Source organism: Sphingomonas telluris, assembly GCF_022568775.1.
Lineage (GTDB): Bacteria > Pseudomonadota > Alphaproteobacteria > Sphingomonadales > Sphingomonadaceae > Sphingomicrobium > Sphingomicrobium telluris.
Genome location: NZ_JAKZHW010000001.1, coordinates 2,000,072 through 2,014,505, shown reverse-complemented (window position 1 = coordinate 2,014,505; position 14,434 = coordinate 2,000,072). Strand labels below are relative to the sequence as shown.

Below are 14,434 nucleotides of genomic sequence, written 5' to 3'. Positions count from 1 at the left end.
CCGCTACGCCGGTGCCCGCCGCCGCGCTTTCTCGATGTCCTTGGGGAATTCCTGCACCGGTGCGATGGTGAGTTCCGCAAGCCGCGGATCGATTCCCCTCGGATTTGCGCTCGCCTCCCTGATGTGGTCGAGCAGTCCGTCTTCGCCAACAGGAATGACATGCGCCTCCGCGGTGAATTCACGGCCACGTTCGCGAACTCGGACGACCACGTCTTTCACCCATTTCCGCCGGCGCAGCGATTGCGCGAGCATGTCGGGCAGGGGTTCTTCGTCCTTCGACAGTTAGGGCGAGAGGCCTGCGGTCGGCGATGTCGCCGAGCGACGTCCTCAATTCGGACCAGCCGCTGCGGATGATCTCGAGCGAAATCAGCACGGCTGCGACGGAGTCCGTCCACCAATAGCCCAGACCGACACCGGTGATCCCGATCATGGCCGCGGTGGCGCTCTGCCAGTCTGCAGTGTTGATCTCGGCGTCCGCAGCGAGGGTCTTGTCGTGGAGTGTCTCGGCTGCCCGCCGCTTGGCCCGGCCTAGGAAGAACGCGGGGATCGCGCTCCATAGGAGGACTCCGTAGGCGAGCCAACCGGTCCAAATGACGTGGCCGAATATAGGGAAGCCTCCGATGGTTGGATGCTCCTGCATCACCAGCTTCATCGCGCCGTCCACGAGCAGGTATGCCCCGACGCCGAGCAAAGCGACAGCCGAGCCCACGTAGCCTGCACTGACGGCGCGCTCGTATCCGAAGGGATATCGCTCGTTGGGCTCGCGGCGGCTGATCCTGTCGCCGACGAGAAAAAGCACCGGCGGAATGAAGCTGAGCAGCTCCCCGGTTAGCTCCGTCTTGAGGGCTTGCGAGCCGCCCATCACCACGAAGAGCATCGCAATGGCTGTGCAATTGTAGAGTAGCGTCAGCCAGGCGAGGCGGTGCGCCTTTTTCAGCTCCGCTTCCGCTTCGGGATGGGCCGGAAGGCTTTTCAAGACGCGCCTCCCGAATCGCGCTGGCGCTCGGTCAGGAAGCGATCGAGATTGAGGATGAAGCCGTTCTCTCCAGGCGCCGCGAGGAAGACATGTTTCTTCCCATCGGCGTCCTTCGCAAAAGGTTGCGTGATCCCGGCCTGCGAGCTCCATTGGGTTCGCTTCTCGAAGCCGCCGATCACCACATCGAGCTCATGCCGCTTCAAAGCCTCTACGAGCACGCTCTCGCTGCCGGTGGTCCACAGAACATCGGCATGGACGCTCTTGGCAAACTTTCGCACGAGCTCCGCCTCGATCCCGCCAGGTTCACCGTGAGTGGCGCTGACCCACGGCGGATTGTCCGTGACGCCGACGCGAAGCTCATGAGTCGAGGCGATGCGCTCGCTCGTGCCTTCAGGGTCCTTCGGGATGCTGCACGCCGCCGACACGAAAGAGAGCAGCGCGGTCGCAATTGTACGCTCGTCCAGGAACATCCGGAGCTAACTCGGGCGTTGGCGCGACGTTCCTACGGTTGATCACGCATCGCCGAAGGGACAGCATTCCCTTGCCTCCGCGCGTGGATGCGGCTTCACATGCGGCACGATGAGTTCCGGCAGTTTCCGCTTCGAAGCCTTCTCGCTCGACCCGCAGGATCGCCAGCTCAGGCGCGGTAGCGAGACGGTCGAGCTGAACGGTCGCTACCTGGATGCCCTCGCATTGCTGGTGAGCGAGCAGGGCAGGCTGGTGCCGAAGACGCGCTTCATGGACGAGATCTGGCGCGGCGTGCCGGTGACGGACGAGGCGCTGACCCAGTGCATCCGGACTCTGCGCAAGCAGCTTGGCGACGACGCGGGCAATCCGCGCTTCATCGAAACGGTGCCGAAGCATGGGTACAGGTTCATCGCGCCCGTGGAGCGCGTTGAGGGTCAGGGCAGCCGTCCAATTGCAGTCGCTGATGCATCGTCGGAAGAGTTCGTCCGGTTGGGACTGGCTGGCACGACGGGCGGCCTAATCGCCGGAGCGGTCGGCGGTCTGTTTTACGGCTTGGCGGGCAATTCCGAGGGCATGGGCACGCTATCCGTACTGCTGGTGCTCCTGACGATTACGACCACAGTCGCGACAATTGGAGCGACGGGCGTCTCATTCGGGATCGCCGCCGCGCGCCGGGTGACGCGTCGGCCATGGCAGTGGGCGATCATTGGCGGCGCCTTCGGCGGCCTTGTCGTCGGCGGCATCGTGAAGCTGCTGGGCAGCGACGCATCCAATCTCTTCCTTGGCCAAGCGCCCGGCGACATCACCGGACCGGCGGAAGGCGGGGTGCTCGGCGCCGCTGTCGGTCTCGCGGCCTGGCTGACGATCTGGAGAGCGGGAAGGCCGCGGCTGCGCAGGGGCGCGGGCATCGGTGCCGTCACAGGCGGCTTCGCCGGCCTCGTCATCGCGCTCCTCGGGCGGCCGATGATGGGCGGAAGCCTGGAGCGGCTCGCTCAAAGTTTTCCGCACTCGCGACTCCGCATCGATCAGGTCGGCCACCTGTTCGGCGAAAGCGGCTTCGGCCCAGTCACTCAGACGGTGACCAGCATGCTCGAAGGCGCGCTGTTCGGCGCCTGCGTGGTCGGGGCGATGATCGTGGCTGAACGGGGCTCGAAGAGAGCTCGCTAGCTGCGGCCTAGTGGCCGACGCTCGCGGTGCGCTCCACGCCCGACTGGGCGAGCTGGTCGTCGATCTGCTTCATCAGGCGCTCGAGACCCGCTTCGTCACGCGCCTCGGCACGAGCGACTAGCACGTCCTGCGTGTTCGAAGCGCGCAGCAGCCACCAGCCGTCGTCGGTCATCACGCGGGCGCCGTCGGTGGCGTCGACGCGCGCGCCGTTGCCTGACAAGCGCTCCAGCACCTCCCCGATGACGTCGAATTTGCGGCTCTCGTCGACCGGGAAACGCATTTCAGGCGTCGCGGTGGATTTCGGCATCTCGTCCATGATCTCGGTCAGCGACTTGCCCGACTGGTCGACCGCTTCGATCAGGCGGACGCCCGCGTAGAGCGCGTCGTCGAAGCCGTACCAGCGGTGCTTGAAGAAGATGTGGCCGCTCATCTCGCCCGCGAGCGGAGCGTTGGTGTCCTTCATCTTCGACTTGATGAGGCTGTGGCCGGTCTTCCACATCAGGGGCGTCCCGCCGAGCTCGGCAATCCGGTCGAACAGGATCTGGCTGGCCTTCACGTCGGCGATGATGGTCGCGCCCGGTCTTTCCTTCAGGACCGGCTCGGCAAGGATCATCACCAGCTGGTCGCCCCAGACCACGCGGCCCTTGGCGTCTACCGCGCCGATGCGGTCCGCGTCGCCGTCGAAGGCGATGCCGAAGTCGAGGTTCTTTTCGGCCACGAGCGCCTTCAGATCGGCGAGGTTCGCTTCGACCGTCGGGTCGGGATGGTGGTTCGGGAAGGTGCCGTCCACCTCGGTGTGGATGGCAAAATGCTCGCCCGGCAGCTTCTTAATCAGCTTCTCGACGGCCGGTCCGGCGGCGCCGTTCCCGACGTCCCAGCCGACGCGATACGTGCCGCCCTGAAAGTCCTCGACCAGCCGGTCGACGTAGGCGTCGACGATGTCGGTCTCTTCGACCTTGCCTTCGCCCGTCGACCATTCGCCGGCGGAAGCGGCGCGGCCGAGCCGCTGGATTTCCTCGCCGAACACCGAGCGGCCGTTCAGCAGCATCTTGAAGCCGTTATATTCGGGAGGATTGTGGCTTCCGGTGACCTGGATGCCGCCCTGCACGTCGAGCGTGGCGACCGCGAAATAGAGCATTGGGCTCGGGCCGACGCCGGTGCGGATCACGTCGATGCCGCCCTCGGTCAGGCCACGGACGAGGGCGGCCTCCAGCTGGGGCGAGTGGGTGCGGCCGTCGCGGCCCACGGCCAGCTTCTTCGCGCCTTCGCCCTTGGCGAGCGCGGCGAAGCTGCGGCCGAGCGCATACGCGTCGCTCTCGTTCAGCGTTTTTCCGACAACTCCGCGGACGTCATACTCGCGGAGGATGGTTCGATCGAATGTATGCGACATGGCGCCGCCGATAGCGGCGGGCTTTGGCTTTAGCCAGTGGCCGCGAGCTTATGTTCCTCTTCTGCCCCGGGAATTCCGAGACCCGCGATCATCTCGCGCAATTCCTGCCGCGCCGTGATGTGGCCGAGGCCCACGTCGCCGATCTGCTTCATGTCGAGCAGGGTCAGACCCTTGGGGAACAGCTCACGGTAGATCACGCGTTCGCCAAGGCCCGGGATGACGCGGAAGCCGACGCGGCGGGCGAGCTCGTCGAGCGCGGCGCCGACGCGCTTCAAATTGTGGCTCTCGATATGCTGCAGGCGGTTCCGCAGCACGACCCAGTCGACGCTCTTGCCGGTGTTCTTCGCGCGCTGGGTGCGGCTGTTCCAGATCAGCTCGGCATAGAAGCTCGGCCGCGTGATCTTGTAATTCTCCGGGTGGACCTGCCCGATCAGGTCGAGGTCGACGAAGCTGTCGTTCATCGGCGTGACGAGCGTGTCGGCCTTGAGGATCGCAGCGCGGGCGAGCGGATCGTCGCGGCCGGGCGTGTCGATGACGATAACGTCGACCTCTTCGCTGAGCTCGGTGAGCGCGAGCTCCAACCCCTCAAGGCTGTCGCCTTCGAACACGCGATACTTCGCCTGGGGCAGGCGGTCGTTCAGCCGCCGCATGGTCGCATCGCGGTTCTCGAGATAGCGCGTCATGGTCCGCTGGCGGCTGTCGAGATCGAGCGCTCCGACGCGGTGGCCGGTAGCGGCGAGGGCGATGGCGGTGTGGACGGCAGTCGTCGACTTGCCGGTTCCGCCCTTCTCATTGGCGAAGACGATGAAATGTGGCTGGGACATATCCCCACCCCCCTTGCACTTTTCCCACGCGGCTCCAAGAACCGCGCCCCGGGTTAACGGTTTACCGAAGGGGTTGAATCCTTGCAATCAATCCGTGAGGCCGATCAGCTTCCCGCCGCACTTATCGCGTTGCGCGCAGGGGGAAAAAGCCTGGCGCTGGTCCCGACCATGGGGGCACTTCACCCCGGCCACATGGCATTGATCGAAGAGGCGAAGCGGCGAGCTGATCGGGTTGCTGCGACGATCTTCGTCAATCCCCTTCAGTTTGGCGCAAACGAGGACCTCGACCGCTATCCGCGGCAGGAGGAGCAGGACGCGCGCATGCTGGAGGAGGCAGGGTGCGACCTTCTGTGGTTGCCACGAGGCGAGGACATCTATCCCCCGGGCTTCGCGACGACCGTCAGCGTGAAGGGGCTCAGCGACCGCTGGGAGGGCGAAGCAAGGCCCGGACATTTCGATGGTGTCGCGACGGTCGTGGCGAAGCTGCTGTGCGCCGTCCGGCCCGACATCGCACTGTTCGGCGAAAAGGATTTTCAGCAGCTCGCGGTGATCCGGCGGATGACGCAGGACCTTCAGCTCGGCGTGGAGATCCTCGGGGTGCCGACAGTGCGGGATGCTGCCGGCCTCGCGCTCTCGTCCCGAAATGCCTACCTCTCGGCGGATGAGCGCGAGCGCGCCCTTGCCCTGCCCAGGGCGCTAAACGAGGCGGCGACACATATCCGCGAAGGCGTTCCGGTTGCCGATGCGCTCAGTTCCGCCAAGGACAGTCTCGGCGCTGCCGGCTTCTCGACCATCGATTACGTCGCGCTCGTCAACGCGCTGACTCTCGAACCGCTGGAAGCGCCGGTAGGCCCGATGCGGCTGATCGCCGCTGCAAAAATCGGCACCACGCGGCTCATCGACAATATCGCCGTCGAGGTGTGATCTTGGCGTCACGACGCCGTTAACCATTTATTTGCCATCCGCCGACGATGTTCGTCCCGTGACCAGGGGGGAGTAAGTTCAAGTGGGTGCAATCAGTCAGAAAAGCGCGGAGTTCTTTCTTCGCAGCCGCCTCGCCGATGCCGAGGCCGGCGATGTCGATGCTTTGTTCGAGCTCGGCGTGACCTATTCGACCGGACGCAGCGGCGTGACGGTCGATCTCATCGAAGCGCACAAGTGGTTCAATCTCGCCGCTCTCAATGGCTGCACGCGTGGACAGCAGTGCCGTGCCGAGATCGCGATCGAGATGACCGCCCGCGAGATTGCCGAAGCGCAGCGCCAGGCTCGGTCCTGGCTCGGTTCGCACCAGCGCTACGCCGCTTAACGATAGATCGGTGGCTGCTGCTGCGGTTGCTGCGGCGGCCACTGCTGACCGGGCTGCTGCGGTGACCAGAACTGCGGCATCGGCGGCTGCTTCAAGACGGTGACCGCGCGGCTGTTCTGCAGCCAGGTCGCATCGTGCGCGGCAGCAACCGCCGGCCGCTCCTTGCCCCAGCTGACGATTTCGATTTGCTGCGGCATCACGCCTGAGGCGATCAGGAAATTGCGAACTGCGGCTGCGCGCCGCTCGCCGAGCGCCAGCGCATAGTCGCGCGTCTGGCGGCCGTCGGCATGACCTTCGATCGTCACGCTCACGTAGGGATTGGCGAGCAGCCATTGCGCCTGGGCCGTCAGCACCGTTTGCGACTGCGGCGTCAGCACATAGGAATCCCGCCCGAAGCGCACCGTGTCCGACCCCGCCTTGGCAACGAAGTCCGCCTTGAGAGCGGGCAGGGACAGCATCGGCGGCAAGCCCGGATACGGCCCTTGCTGCTGCGGATAAGGCGGCTGCGGATAAGGCATTGGCTGCGCCGACAGCGGAGCCGCTACGAACATGGCGATAAGAAGCAAAGCGCGGTTCATTCGGAAGCTCCCGACCAGTCGGGGTCGGAACCCGGTTGCGGGATGGCGAGGTGCGTCGGCGGGCTACCGACCAGGTCGACCGTGTAGACGCCGGCCGTGCCGCTGCCCTGCTGCGAGCGCTCGAAGACCAGGAACTCGCCGTCGGGCGCCCAACTCGGCCCCTCGTCCTGCCAGCCGTCTGTGACCAGTTTCTCGCCGCTGCCGTTGACGTTCATGACGCCGATCCGCAGCGCCGAGCCTGTCCACTTGGAGAAGGCAATCAGGTCGCCGCGCGGGCTCCACGTCGGTGAGCCGTATCCGCCGCTGCCGAAGCTTAGCCGACGCTGGCCCGAACCGTCGGCGTCCATGATGTACAGCTGCTGCGCGCCGCCGCGATCGCTTTCGAAGACGATCTGCTTGCCGTCGGGCGAGAAGCTAGGGGCCGTGTCGATACCGGGCGTCGTGGTAAGGCGCTGTGGCCGACCGCCGTTTGAGTTCACGACATAGATGTCGGTATTGCCGTCCGCCGCGAGCGAGAAGGCAATGCGTCCGCCGTCCGGCGAGAAGGCCGGTGCGAAGCTCATCGCGCCCTGCTGAAGCAGCGGACGGTCGTTGCCGCCGTCGAGATCCATGATGCGGATATGCGGCGTGCCGTCCTTGAAGCTGATGTAGGTGATGCGCTGACCGTCCGGGGACAGGCGCGGACTCAGCACGGTGACCTCGCCTTGGGTCAGGTAATTATGGTTCGTTCCGTCCCAGTTGATGATCGCCAGCCGCTTCACCGGGGAGGTCCGGCTGCCAGTCTCCGCGACATAGACAATGCGGCTGTCGAAATGGCCCGGCAGGCCGGTGATGCTCTTGTGGAAGGCATCGGCGCAGCGATGGGCGGCGCGGCGCCAGTCTTCGGCTGCGACCGCGAAGCCCTTGCGCGCCATCTCGCGGCGCTGCTTCAGGTCGTAGAGGTAACAGGCGACCGTGATGCGGCCGTCGTCGCGGGCCTGGACGTAGCCCTGGACCAGCGCGCCTGCGCCGGCGCTCATCCAGTTCTGATAGATCGGAGCACCCGCTTCGGTCGGCGTGTAGACGCGAAGCTCGTCCGGATTGATCGCGACGATGTTGCCGCTTGCGCGCAGGTCGGACGCAATCTGCTGTGCGATCTGGATGCCGAGGACGCCAGTTTCGCCGCCGTCGGTCTTTACATTCTTCGGCGTCGGCAGCGACGGTACGGCGACCACGAGCTGCGGCGACTGCGCTTGTGCCGCCGCAGCCAGCATGAAGGCCGACGCTGCAATCATCGATCTGGCGGAAAAGAAACGCATTACACTCCGGTCGCTATTGCCTTGAAACGCTCGACCCATTCCTTCGGCTGGCGTTGAGGCCGTCCGTAATCGTCAAGGAATGCCGCGGTCACCCTCGCATCGGTGAGTTGTTCTTCGCCTCGCATGACTCGCTGATGAATTACGACCGAAACGCCGCGAACCGCCTCGACGGTGCTGATCACCTGCAGGTCGTCGCCGAGCCGCGCGGGCCGCAGATAGCGGATGTTCACGTCGGCCACATAATAAGCGCCGCCCCCGCCGTTCATCACCTCGCGCTGGTCGATGCCGACCACCCGCAGCATGTCGGAACGGGCGCGCTCCATGAAGCGCAGATAATTGGCGTAATAGACGACCCCGGCGGTGTCGGTATCCTCGAAGTAGACCGTCAGCGCAAAGTGGTGCTCGCGCCCGACGAAGCCGCCGCGATAGGGAGTGCCGAGGTCCATTGGACTGGCTTACCTTCCGCGGAGCGCGGCGCAAGTTCGCCCCGTTGACTCTGTAACCTACACGTTACATGTAACCTATGCGTTACAAGTGCGGAGTCACGGGTATGAAGTTATCGTGAGAAGTCGGATTTCGATCGGCCAACGGCTGAAAGCGTCGAGGAACAGCGGCGGACGATGATCTGGGTCATTCCTCTGGTGGTCATGCAGCAGGGGATGGCGATCTTTCGTCACGATGCCGACAAGTCCAGCCAGCTGATCTCGACGGTCGCCTGGGCCGCCGTCACGCTCGCCATTCTGTGGCTGCTGCTGGGATTACCGCTGCGTTGGCTGTCCGAAAGGGATCGCGCGATCCTCAACGACGAGTGGGCTCGGGAAGTCAGCGGGGATGCCGCGCGCTGGGGCATCGCCGCGCTGGCCGTCATCGGCTGCGGGCTGATGATCGCTCGGGTCTGGTGGACTCTTGATGCAGGCATTTCCGTCTACGGACTGGTGAACGGCGCGCTGCTAGTCGCCGTGCTCCGATACGCCTGGCTCAACCGCGCCGAGCCCGCCGAGGATGAATGATCGCCTAGCTAACCGGCTGAAGGATCGAAGGACCGAGCTTGGGCTGACCCAGGGTCAGCTGGCGGATCTTTGCCTGGTGTCGCGCAAGACCATCAACACGGTCGAGAACGGCGTCTTCGTCCCCTCGACCCTGCTCGCATTGAAGCTGGCGGAAGCGCTCAGCGTGCCTGTCGAACAGTTGTTCTGGATCGAGCGCTGATCCCCTCGACCTGGCGGATCATGTCGCCCTGCGCCTCGGCCACGTCGGCAAGGTGCATGCCCCAGCCGGGGATAAACATGCCGAGCATTCCGACTTCGCCGTAGACGCGATCCGTGCGCTTGTCGTTCGGCACCCGGTTGGTGCGGATCGAGAGGTAGCCGCGCTGGCCGTCGCTGACGCAGCGAGCGGAGACCAGTCCCTCCGTGCGGATGAACGGGGTCGAGGGCGCGCCTTCGGTCGACCATTGGATCGGCCCGCCCGGCACGGGCAGCGACCAGCGTGCGTTCCAGTAGCTGTCGAGCGGCTCCCATGCGGTCGAACCCGGACGAGCGGGGTTCGTGCAGGCGACGGTCATGCCGGGCGTGGGGGCAATGCCGAACATCGCGCCAGTGGGGGGCACGTTCTTCTCGCGGAAGCTGACCCAGGTCATCACGCAGCCCGTCTCGTTCGGAGAGCCGCACACCGGCGTGAACTTGAACGTCCCGCCGACGCGCTTCCCCTGCGGCACGTAGGTGTTGAAGCCCGGCAGGATGGCGAGCCGCATTTGCCGCGCGATCATCTTGCCCTCGATCTCATTCTTGATGAGTTCCTGGAGCATCAGGGAGCCCTGACTGTGCCCGATGAGGACGAACGGGCGGCCCTGATTGTATTTCGCAAGGTAGGTCCGCCACGCGTTTGCAACGTCCCTGTAGGCGAGGGTCGCCGGCCCCTTGATGTCCGCACCCGTGGCTGCGGCCGCGACTGCGCCCAGCGTCATCTGGCGATAGACCGGCGCATAGGTTCGGCACACGCTCGCGAACCGCGCGAACTGGACCAGAGCCGCGCCACGCTCGGCATTGTCGACGTTGAGGTCGCTATTGATGCCCTGGTCGCTCGAGACTGTCGGGTAGACGTAGAAGCAATCGAGCGGCGGGTCCTTCGCAAGGACGCTCTGCCCCACCGAGCCGTAGCCGTTGGGATTGAGCGCCGTCGTTCCCAGCGGCGTCGAACAGGTGTCCGACCGGCCTGGCAGGCAGAGCCAGTTGGTACCCTTCGAGTAATCGACAGGCGCGGGACGGGCAGGCGCCTGGGCCGAAGCCGGCGCGGCCGCGGCGAGCGCGGCGAAGGTCAGCAATGTCGTGCGGATCACTTGGATGCGGCTCCTGAATCGAACAGGCCAGCCTGGGCGCCGGCGGGTGGAGTGAGGCCAAGATGGGTCCAGCCGCGGCCGTTCAGGCAGCGTCCTCGTGCCGTGCGGGCGATGAGGCCAAGCTGAATGAGGTAGGGCTCGATCACGTCCTCGATCGTGTCGCGCGGTTCGCTGAGTCCGGCCGCGAGCGTCTCCACGCCGACGGGTCCGCCGCCGTACAGATCGGCGATCATGTTGAGATAGCGCCGGTCCATCGCGTCGAGGCCGAGATTATCGATCTCCAGCCGGGACAGCGCCTTGTCCGCCGCCGCCGCATCGATGGGATCGGCGCCGACGGCATGGGCGAAGTCGCGCACGCGGCGGAGGAGACGGCCCGCAATGCGCGGCGTGCCTCGGGAGCGGCGAGCGATCTCGGCCGTGCCGTCGTCCGTGATCTGAAGGCCAAGCAGCCGCGCCGCACGGCCGACCACCAACTGCAGTTCCTGCACCGTGTAGAAGTTGAGCCGGACCGGAATTCCGAAGCGGTCGCGCAGCGGCGTCGTCAGCAGGCCCTGCCGGGTGGTCGCTCCGACCAAGGTAAAGCGGGGAAGGTCGATGCGCACCGAGCGCGCCGACGGACCTTCGCCAATCATCAGGTCGAGCGCTCGGTCTTCCATTGCCGGATAGAGCACCTCCTCGACCGCAGGATTGAGCCGGTGGATCTCGTCGATGAACAGGACGTCGCCGTCCTCCAGGTTCGTCAGCAGCGCGGCGAGGTCGCCGGACTTGGCAATCACCGGGCCGGACGTTGCCCGGAATCCCACGCCCATTTCGCGGGCGAGGATCCCGGCGAGCGTCGTCTTTCCCAGACCAGGCGGCCCGTGGAACAGCACATGGTCGAGCGCCTCGCCGCGGCTCTTCGCGGCATTGACGAAGATGCGCAGGTTCTCGCGCGCCGCCTGCTGCCCGACGAACTCGTCCAGGCTCTTCGGGCGAAGCGCCGCGTCGGCATCTTCGGTCGTGCGCTCGGGCGTCGTGATTCGGGCGGGATCGGTGGCCATCGCTTCGGTTTGATTCGCAGATGCCACGGCTGGCGACAAGGGCGGGCGGCTGTTAGCGTCAGCGCTGTTTGCAAAGGGGGCCCAGCATGCAAGTCGATCGGCGTACGATGATGGCGGGCGCTGCTGCCGCGATGGTGGCGGGACCGGCGCTGGCGCAGAAGCGCGCAGGCATGGGCTGGTACGACCGGGCGATCATCATCGACGGGCTCGGCGGCATTGGCGACCCCTACTCGCCGGAAGAGCAGCTTCGCATCGGCGACCGCGCCTGGAAGGAAATGGTCGAGACGGGCGTCACGGTCGTGCGCGACACGGTCATGCCGGTGGGCAACCTCGCCGACACGTGGGGCGAGTATCAGAAGGACATCGCCAACAAGCAGAACATCCTCAACGCCAACCCCGATCACCTGCTGCTGATCCGCAGCGCTGCCGATATCCTGAAGGCGAAACGCGAGAAGAAGTTTGGAGTCCTCGTTGGCACGCAGGATACGTCGATGATCGGGCCGGAGCTCGATCGCCTCGCGCAGATGAAGAAGGACGGCGTGATGACCGTCCAGCTCACCTACAACAACCGCAACCTGTCGGGTGATGGCTCGCTGGAGCCGGCAAATGCCGGGCTGTCGAAGCTCGGCAAGGCGACGATCGAGCGGATCGAGGCGGAAAAGCTACTGCTCGACCTTAGCCACGGCGGCGCGAAGACGATGGCCGAGGCCGCGGCCTATGCGAAGCGGCCGCTGGTCATCAGCCATACCGGTGCGCGTGCGCTCGCCGACCATCCCCGCAACACTGCGGACGAGACCATCAAGGCGGTCGCCGACAAAGGCGGCGTCGTCGGCGTCTATTTCATGCCGTTCCTGACGCTCGATAGCCATCCAAAGGGCGAGGACCTGCTGCGCCATGTCGAACATATCGCCAACATCGCGGGCGAGGATCATGTCGGCGTCGGCACCGACAACGGCCCGCTGCCGCAGCGTCTCGATGCGGAGGCGAAGGAGAAGCTCAGGAAGTGGGCGCTTGATCGGATCAAGGCCGGCATTGCTGCGCCGGGCGAGGGCGTAGACGTCTATCCGATGGTCGAAGATTACAACTCGGTCGACCGTTATCGCCGGTTCGCCGCCGACCTGCAAAAGCGCGGCTGGAGCGAGGCCCGCCTCGAAAAGCTGATGGGCGGAAATTTCCTGCGCGTCTATCGCGACGCCTGGGGCGCCTGACCCTCAGTCGTGCTCGATGTCGTCGCCGATGATCTCGAGCCAGTCGTGCTTGCGCGGTTCCCACACGGAGAATCGCGGGGAGGCGAAGTAGGGGTCGTCGAACGCTCCGAGCGGGATTGCGACCTGTCCGTCGAACTTGCCGTTGATCTCGTAATAGACGTCTGACCCGCACTCAGGACAGAAATGGAAGGTCGCGCGGTTGCCGCTATCCGATACGAGCACGTGCGTCTTCGAGGTTCCCTCGATCGTCACGTTCTCGTCCGGCCAGCGCGCCTGCACGGCAAAGGCGCTGCCGGAGCGCTTCTTGCAGTTGAGGCAGTGACACACAGAGACGCGGACGGGTTCCCCGGTAACGCTCGCCTTGAGCTGGCCGCAGCGGCAGGAGGCGGTGCGGGTGGTCATTTCCCAGCCTTTCGAAGTGCGAGCCGAACGAGGGCATCGAGCCCGGCATCGGCGCCCAGTTCATCCTGAGCGGCATTGACTGCGGCGCTCGCTTCGGCCGGCTTGAAGCCGAGGTTGGCGAGGGCTGACAGAGCATCCGCAGCGGCTCCAGCGCGCGGCGCGGGAGCGAGCGATGCGCCCAAGCCGGCGACACCCAGCTTGCCCTGAAGCTCGTTGGCGATGCGCGCGGCGAGCTTTGGTCCGACCCCGTTGGCGCGTCCAATCATGGCCTTGTCGCCCTGGCTGACGGCGCGGGCGAGTTCGTCCGGGGACAGGACGGAAAGGATCGCCAGCGCCAGGCGGCCGCCGACGCCCTGGACGCTTGTCAGGGAGCGGAAGGCGTCGCGCTCCGCGGGCGAGCCGAAGCCGAACAGGGTCCAGGCGTCCTCGCGAACCTGGAGCTCGGTCAGGATCTGCACTTCGCCGCCGATCGGGCCGAGCGCTTCCAGCGTCCGTCCGCTCGCGTGCACCAGGTAGCCGACGCCACCGACATCGACGATCGCGGTGTCGGCGCTGGTTTCGGCGAGGATTCCGGAGAGGCGGGCGATCATGTCCGCTTAGGCTTAAGCGATGCGGCGGGCGCTCGCCAAGTGATGCGCGTGCGTGATGGCCACCGCCAGCGCATCGGCGGCGTCCGGACCGGCGATCTTCGCGCCAGGAAGAAGGCGCGAGACCATAGCGTGGACCTGCGCCTTTTCCGCTCCGCCGGTGCCGACGACCGCCTTCTTCACCAAGGTCGGCGCATATTCGCCGACACCCATACCGGCGCGCGCTGCGCACATCAGCGCGACGCCGCGCGCATGGCTTAGCTTGAGCGTCGACTGGGGGTTCTTGTTGACGAATACTTCCTCGACAGCCGCCGCTTCTGGCCGGTGCTTGGCAATCAACGCCTCGAGCTGGCTGCACAGGTCGGCGAGCCGCTCGGGCAGAGGCGCGGCCGCGTTGGTCTTCAACTGCCCGTTGGCGATGTGGGAGAGGCGGTTGCCGTCGGCCTCGATCAAGCCCCAGCCGGTCGTCCCAAGCCCGGGATCGAGGCCGAGGACGCGGCTCAAAGCCGGATGCCGAGTCGCGGGGCGAGGGCGATCATCCCCAGGTACAAAGCGATCGTCAGCAGGCAGCCGAGCGCAAGCGCGACGTAGAAGTTGACGCCGGCCCGAAGCATCGCGGGAATGGCCAGAAACATCGGCAGCGACGGAAGCACGAACCAGAACGTCCCTTCAGCATGCGCCGCCATGTTCGCTGCGTCCGGCTTGTCCTTCCACAGCCACAGCATGCCGAGGACCGACACGAGCGGCAGTGAAGCAATGAGGCCGCCGAAGCCTGGGTAGCGTTTCGAGATTTCTGAGACCGCGGCCACGATAATGCCGGAGATCAGCGCCTTGATCGCCAGCCACACCATG

Annotated in this window: 20 protein-coding genes; 6 read left to right on the top strand and 14 right to left on the bottom strand. The window is 65.7% G+C overall.

Going from position 1 to position 14,434, the window contains the following annotated elements; genetic code table 11:
• Positions 1-3 precede the first annotated feature (3 nt).
• Genes LZ016_RS10180 through LZ016_RS10170 form a run of 3 tightly spaced genes read right to left on the bottom strand, consistent with a single transcriptional unit; the run spans position 4 to position 1,446 of the window.
• Complete coding sequence (locus tag LZ016_RS10180; RefSeq protein WP_241447264.1) at positions 4-210, bottom strand: hypothetical protein; 207 nt, start codon at positions 208-210, stop codon at positions 4-6.
• A complete protein-coding gene (locus LZ016_RS10175) occupies positions 179-976 on the bottom strand; it encodes a cation diffusion facilitator family transporter (protein ID WP_241447263.1) in 798 nt (265 codons plus the stop codon). The genes LZ016_RS10180 and LZ016_RS10175 overlap by 32 nt, the downstream gene beginning before the upstream one ends.
• Entirely contained in the window at positions 973-1,446 is a 474-nt protein-coding gene (locus LZ016_RS10170; protein ID WP_241447262.1) for a transporter substrate-binding domain-containing protein, read from the bottom strand. Before LZ016_RS10170 ends, LZ016_RS10175 begins: the two co-directional genes overlap by 4 nt.
• 109 nt (positions 1,447-1,555) lie before the next feature.
• Here LZ016_RS10170 and LZ016_RS10165 point away from each other — a divergent pair, with 109 nt between their 5' ends.
• Positions 1,556-2,611 (top strand): winged helix-turn-helix domain-containing protein, encoded by a 1,056-nt coding sequence (locus LZ016_RS10165; protein ID WP_241447261.1) that lies wholly within the window; start codon positions 1,556-1,558, stop codon positions 2,609-2,611.
• 7 nt (positions 2,612-2,618) lie between these two features.
• Here the strand turns inward: LZ016_RS10165 and pgmG are convergent, their stop codons facing one another.
• Entirely contained in the window at positions 2,619-4,001 is a 1,383-nt protein-coding gene (gene pgmG, locus LZ016_RS10160) for a phosphoglucomutase/phosphomannomutase PgmG (protein WP_241447260.1), read from the bottom strand.
• Between the two features lie 29 nt (positions 4,002-4,030).
• Positions 4,031-4,825: a division plane positioning ATPase MipZ gene (locus LZ016_RS10155; RefSeq protein ID WP_241447259.1), complete on the bottom strand. Its 795-nt coding sequence runs from the start codon at positions 4,823-4,825 to the stop codon at positions 4,031-4,033.
• 81 nt (positions 4,826-4,906) lie between these two features.
• Between LZ016_RS10155 and panC the strand changes: the two genes are divergently transcribed.
• Both panC and LZ016_RS10145 read left to right on the top strand, forming a co-directional pair.
• Positions 4,907-5,749, top strand: a complete 843-nt coding sequence (panC, locus tag LZ016_RS10150; protein WP_241447258.1) for a pantoate--beta-alanine ligase — start codon at positions 4,907-4,909, stop codon at positions 5,747-5,749.
• An 82-nt stretch (positions 5,750-5,831) separates the two neighbouring features.
• The gene (locus tag LZ016_RS10145; protein ID WP_241447257.1) at positions 5,832-6,131 is read left to right on the top strand and encodes an SEL1-like repeat protein; all 300 of its coding nucleotides are present in this window, start codon (positions 5,832-5,834) and stop codon (positions 6,129-6,131) included.
• Here LZ016_RS10145 and LZ016_RS10140 read toward each other — a convergent pair.
• From LZ016_RS10140 to LZ016_RS10130, 3 genes are read right to left on the bottom strand one after another with little or no spacing between them, the layout of a single operon-like run.
• Entirely contained in the window at positions 6,128-6,709 is a 582-nt protein-coding gene (locus LZ016_RS10140) for an OmpA family protein (RefSeq protein ID WP_241447256.1), read from the bottom strand. The two genes, LZ016_RS10145 and LZ016_RS10140, sit on opposite strands and share 4 nt — an antisense overlap.
• The gene (gene tolB / locus LZ016_RS10135; RefSeq protein WP_241447255.1) at positions 6,706-8,007 is read right to left on the bottom strand and encodes a Tol-Pal system beta propeller repeat protein TolB; all 1,302 of its coding nucleotides are present in this window, start codon (positions 8,005-8,007) and stop codon (positions 6,706-6,708) included. The genes LZ016_RS10140 and tolB overlap by 4 nt, the downstream gene beginning before the upstream one ends.
• Complete coding sequence (locus LZ016_RS10130; RefSeq protein ID WP_241447254.1) at positions 8,007-8,453, bottom strand: YbgC/FadM family acyl-CoA thioesterase; 447 nt, start codon at positions 8,451-8,453, stop codon at positions 8,007-8,009. The genes tolB and LZ016_RS10130 overlap by 1 nt, the downstream gene beginning before the upstream one ends.
• Before the next feature lie 174 nt (positions 8,454-8,627).
• Here LZ016_RS10130 and LZ016_RS10125 point away from each other — a divergent pair, with 174 nt between their 5' ends.
• Both LZ016_RS10125 and LZ016_RS10120 read left to right on the top strand, forming a co-directional pair.
• Positions 8,628-9,017 (top strand): hypothetical protein, encoded by a 390-nt coding sequence (locus tag LZ016_RS10125; RefSeq protein WP_241447253.1) that lies wholly within the window; start codon positions 8,628-8,630, stop codon positions 9,015-9,017.
• Positions 9,010-9,216 carry a helix-turn-helix transcriptional regulator gene (locus LZ016_RS10120; protein ID WP_241447252.1) on the top strand — a complete coding sequence of 69 codons (207 nt, stop codon included), beginning with the start codon at positions 9,010-9,012 and terminating at the stop codon, positions 9,214-9,216. Before LZ016_RS10125 ends, LZ016_RS10120 begins: the two co-directional genes overlap by 8 nt.
• Here the strand turns inward: LZ016_RS10120 and LZ016_RS10115 are convergent.
• Positions 9,176-10,345 (bottom strand): DUF3089 domain-containing protein, encoded by a 1,170-nt coding sequence (locus tag LZ016_RS10115; protein WP_241447251.1) that lies wholly within the window; start codon positions 10,343-10,345, stop codon positions 9,176-9,178. The two genes, LZ016_RS10120 and LZ016_RS10115, sit on opposite strands and share 41 nt — an antisense overlap.
• Positions 10,342-11,385 carry a Holliday junction branch migration DNA helicase RuvB gene (gene ruvB, locus LZ016_RS10110; protein WP_241447250.1) on the bottom strand — a complete coding sequence of 348 codons (1,044 nt, stop codon included), beginning with the start codon at positions 11,383-11,385 and terminating at the stop codon, positions 10,342-10,344. Before ruvB ends, LZ016_RS10115 begins: the two co-directional genes overlap by 4 nt.
• 86 nt (positions 11,386-11,471) lie before the next feature.
• On the opposite strand from ruvB, the gene LZ016_RS10105 reads away from it, so the two are divergent.
• On the top strand, positions 11,472-12,593 hold the full coding sequence (locus LZ016_RS10105) for a dipeptidase (protein ID WP_241447249.1): 1,122 nt from the start codon (positions 11,472-11,474) through the stop codon (positions 12,591-12,593).
• Between the two features lie 3 nt (positions 12,594-12,596).
• On the opposite strand, the gene LZ016_RS10100 is transcribed toward LZ016_RS10105, so the two are convergent.
• From LZ016_RS10100 to LZ016_RS10085, 4 genes are read right to left on the bottom strand one after another with little or no spacing between them, the layout of a single operon-like run.
• On the bottom strand, positions 12,597-12,995 hold the full coding sequence (locus LZ016_RS10100) for a GFA family protein (RefSeq protein ID WP_241447248.1): 399 nt from the start codon (positions 12,993-12,995) through the stop codon (positions 12,597-12,599).
• A complete protein-coding gene (gene ruvA, locus LZ016_RS10095) occupies positions 12,992-13,585 on the bottom strand; it encodes a Holliday junction branch migration protein RuvA (RefSeq protein ID WP_241447247.1) in 594 nt (197 codons plus the stop codon). The genes LZ016_RS10100 and ruvA overlap by 4 nt, the downstream gene beginning before the upstream one ends.
• A gap of 12 nt (positions 13,586-13,597) precedes the next feature.
• The gene (ruvC, locus tag LZ016_RS10090; protein WP_241447246.1) at positions 13,598-14,086 is read right to left on the bottom strand and encodes a crossover junction endodeoxyribonuclease RuvC; all 489 of its coding nucleotides are present in this window, start codon (positions 14,084-14,086) and stop codon (positions 13,598-13,600) included.
• On the bottom strand, positions 14,083-14,433 hold the full coding sequence (locus LZ016_RS10085; protein ID WP_241447245.1) for a DUF3147 family protein: 351 nt from the start codon (positions 14,431-14,433) through the stop codon (positions 14,083-14,085). The genes ruvC and LZ016_RS10085 overlap by 4 nt, the downstream gene beginning before the upstream one ends.
• Between the last annotated feature and the right edge of the window lies 1 nt (position 14,434).

Coding starts and splice junctions, on each gene's coding strand:
- ruvA (WP_241447247.1), bottom strand. CDS start 13,585: ATGATCGCCCGCCTCTCCGGAATCCTCGCCGAAACCAGCGCCGACACC.
- LZ016_RS10140 (WP_241447256.1), bottom strand. CDS start 6,709: ATGAACCGCGCTTTGCTTCTTATCGCCATGTTCGTAGCGGCTCCGCTG.
- LZ016_RS10165 (WP_241447261.1), top strand. CDS start 1,556: ATGAGTTCCGGCAGTTTCCGCTTCGAAGCCTTCTCGCTCGACCCGCAG.
- LZ016_RS10155 (WP_241447259.1), bottom strand. CDS start 4,825: ATGTCCCAGCCACATTTCATCGTCTTCGCCAATGAGAAGGGCGGAACC.
- LZ016_RS10085 (WP_241447245.1), bottom strand. CDS start 14,433: ATGGTGTGGCTGGCGATCAAGGCGCTGATCTCCGGCATTATCGTGGCC.
- LZ016_RS10170 (WP_241447262.1), bottom strand. CDS start 1,446: ATGTTCCTGGACGAGCGTACAATTGCGACCGCGCTGCTCTCTTTCGTG.
- LZ016_RS10100 (WP_241447248.1), bottom strand. CDS start 12,995: ATGACCACCCGCACCGCCTCCTGCCGCTGCGGCCAGCTCAAGGCGAGC.
- LZ016_RS10130 (WP_241447254.1), bottom strand. CDS start 8,453: ATGGACCTCGGCACTCCCTATCGCGGCGGCTTCGTCGGGCGCGAGCAC.
- pgmG (WP_241447260.1), bottom strand. CDS start 4,001: ATGTCGCATACATTCGATCGAACCATCCTCCGCGAGTATGACGTCCGC.
- tolB (WP_241447255.1), bottom strand. CDS start 8,007: ATGCGTTTCTTTTCCGCCAGATCGATGATTGCAGCGTCGGCCTTCATG.
- ruvB (WP_241447250.1), bottom strand. CDS start 11,385: ATGGCCACCGATCCCGCCCGAATCACGACGCCCGAGCGCACGACCGAA.
- LZ016_RS10105 (WP_241447249.1), top strand. CDS start 11,472: ATGCAAGTCGATCGGCGTACGATGATGGCGGGCGCTGCTGCCGCGATG.
- LZ016_RS10125 (WP_241447253.1), top strand. CDS start 8,628: ATGATCTGGGTCATTCCTCTGGTGGTCATGCAGCAGGGGATGGCGATC.
- LZ016_RS10120 (WP_241447252.1), top strand. CDS start 9,010: ATGAATGATCGCCTAGCTAACCGGCTGAAGGATCGAAGGACCGAGCTT.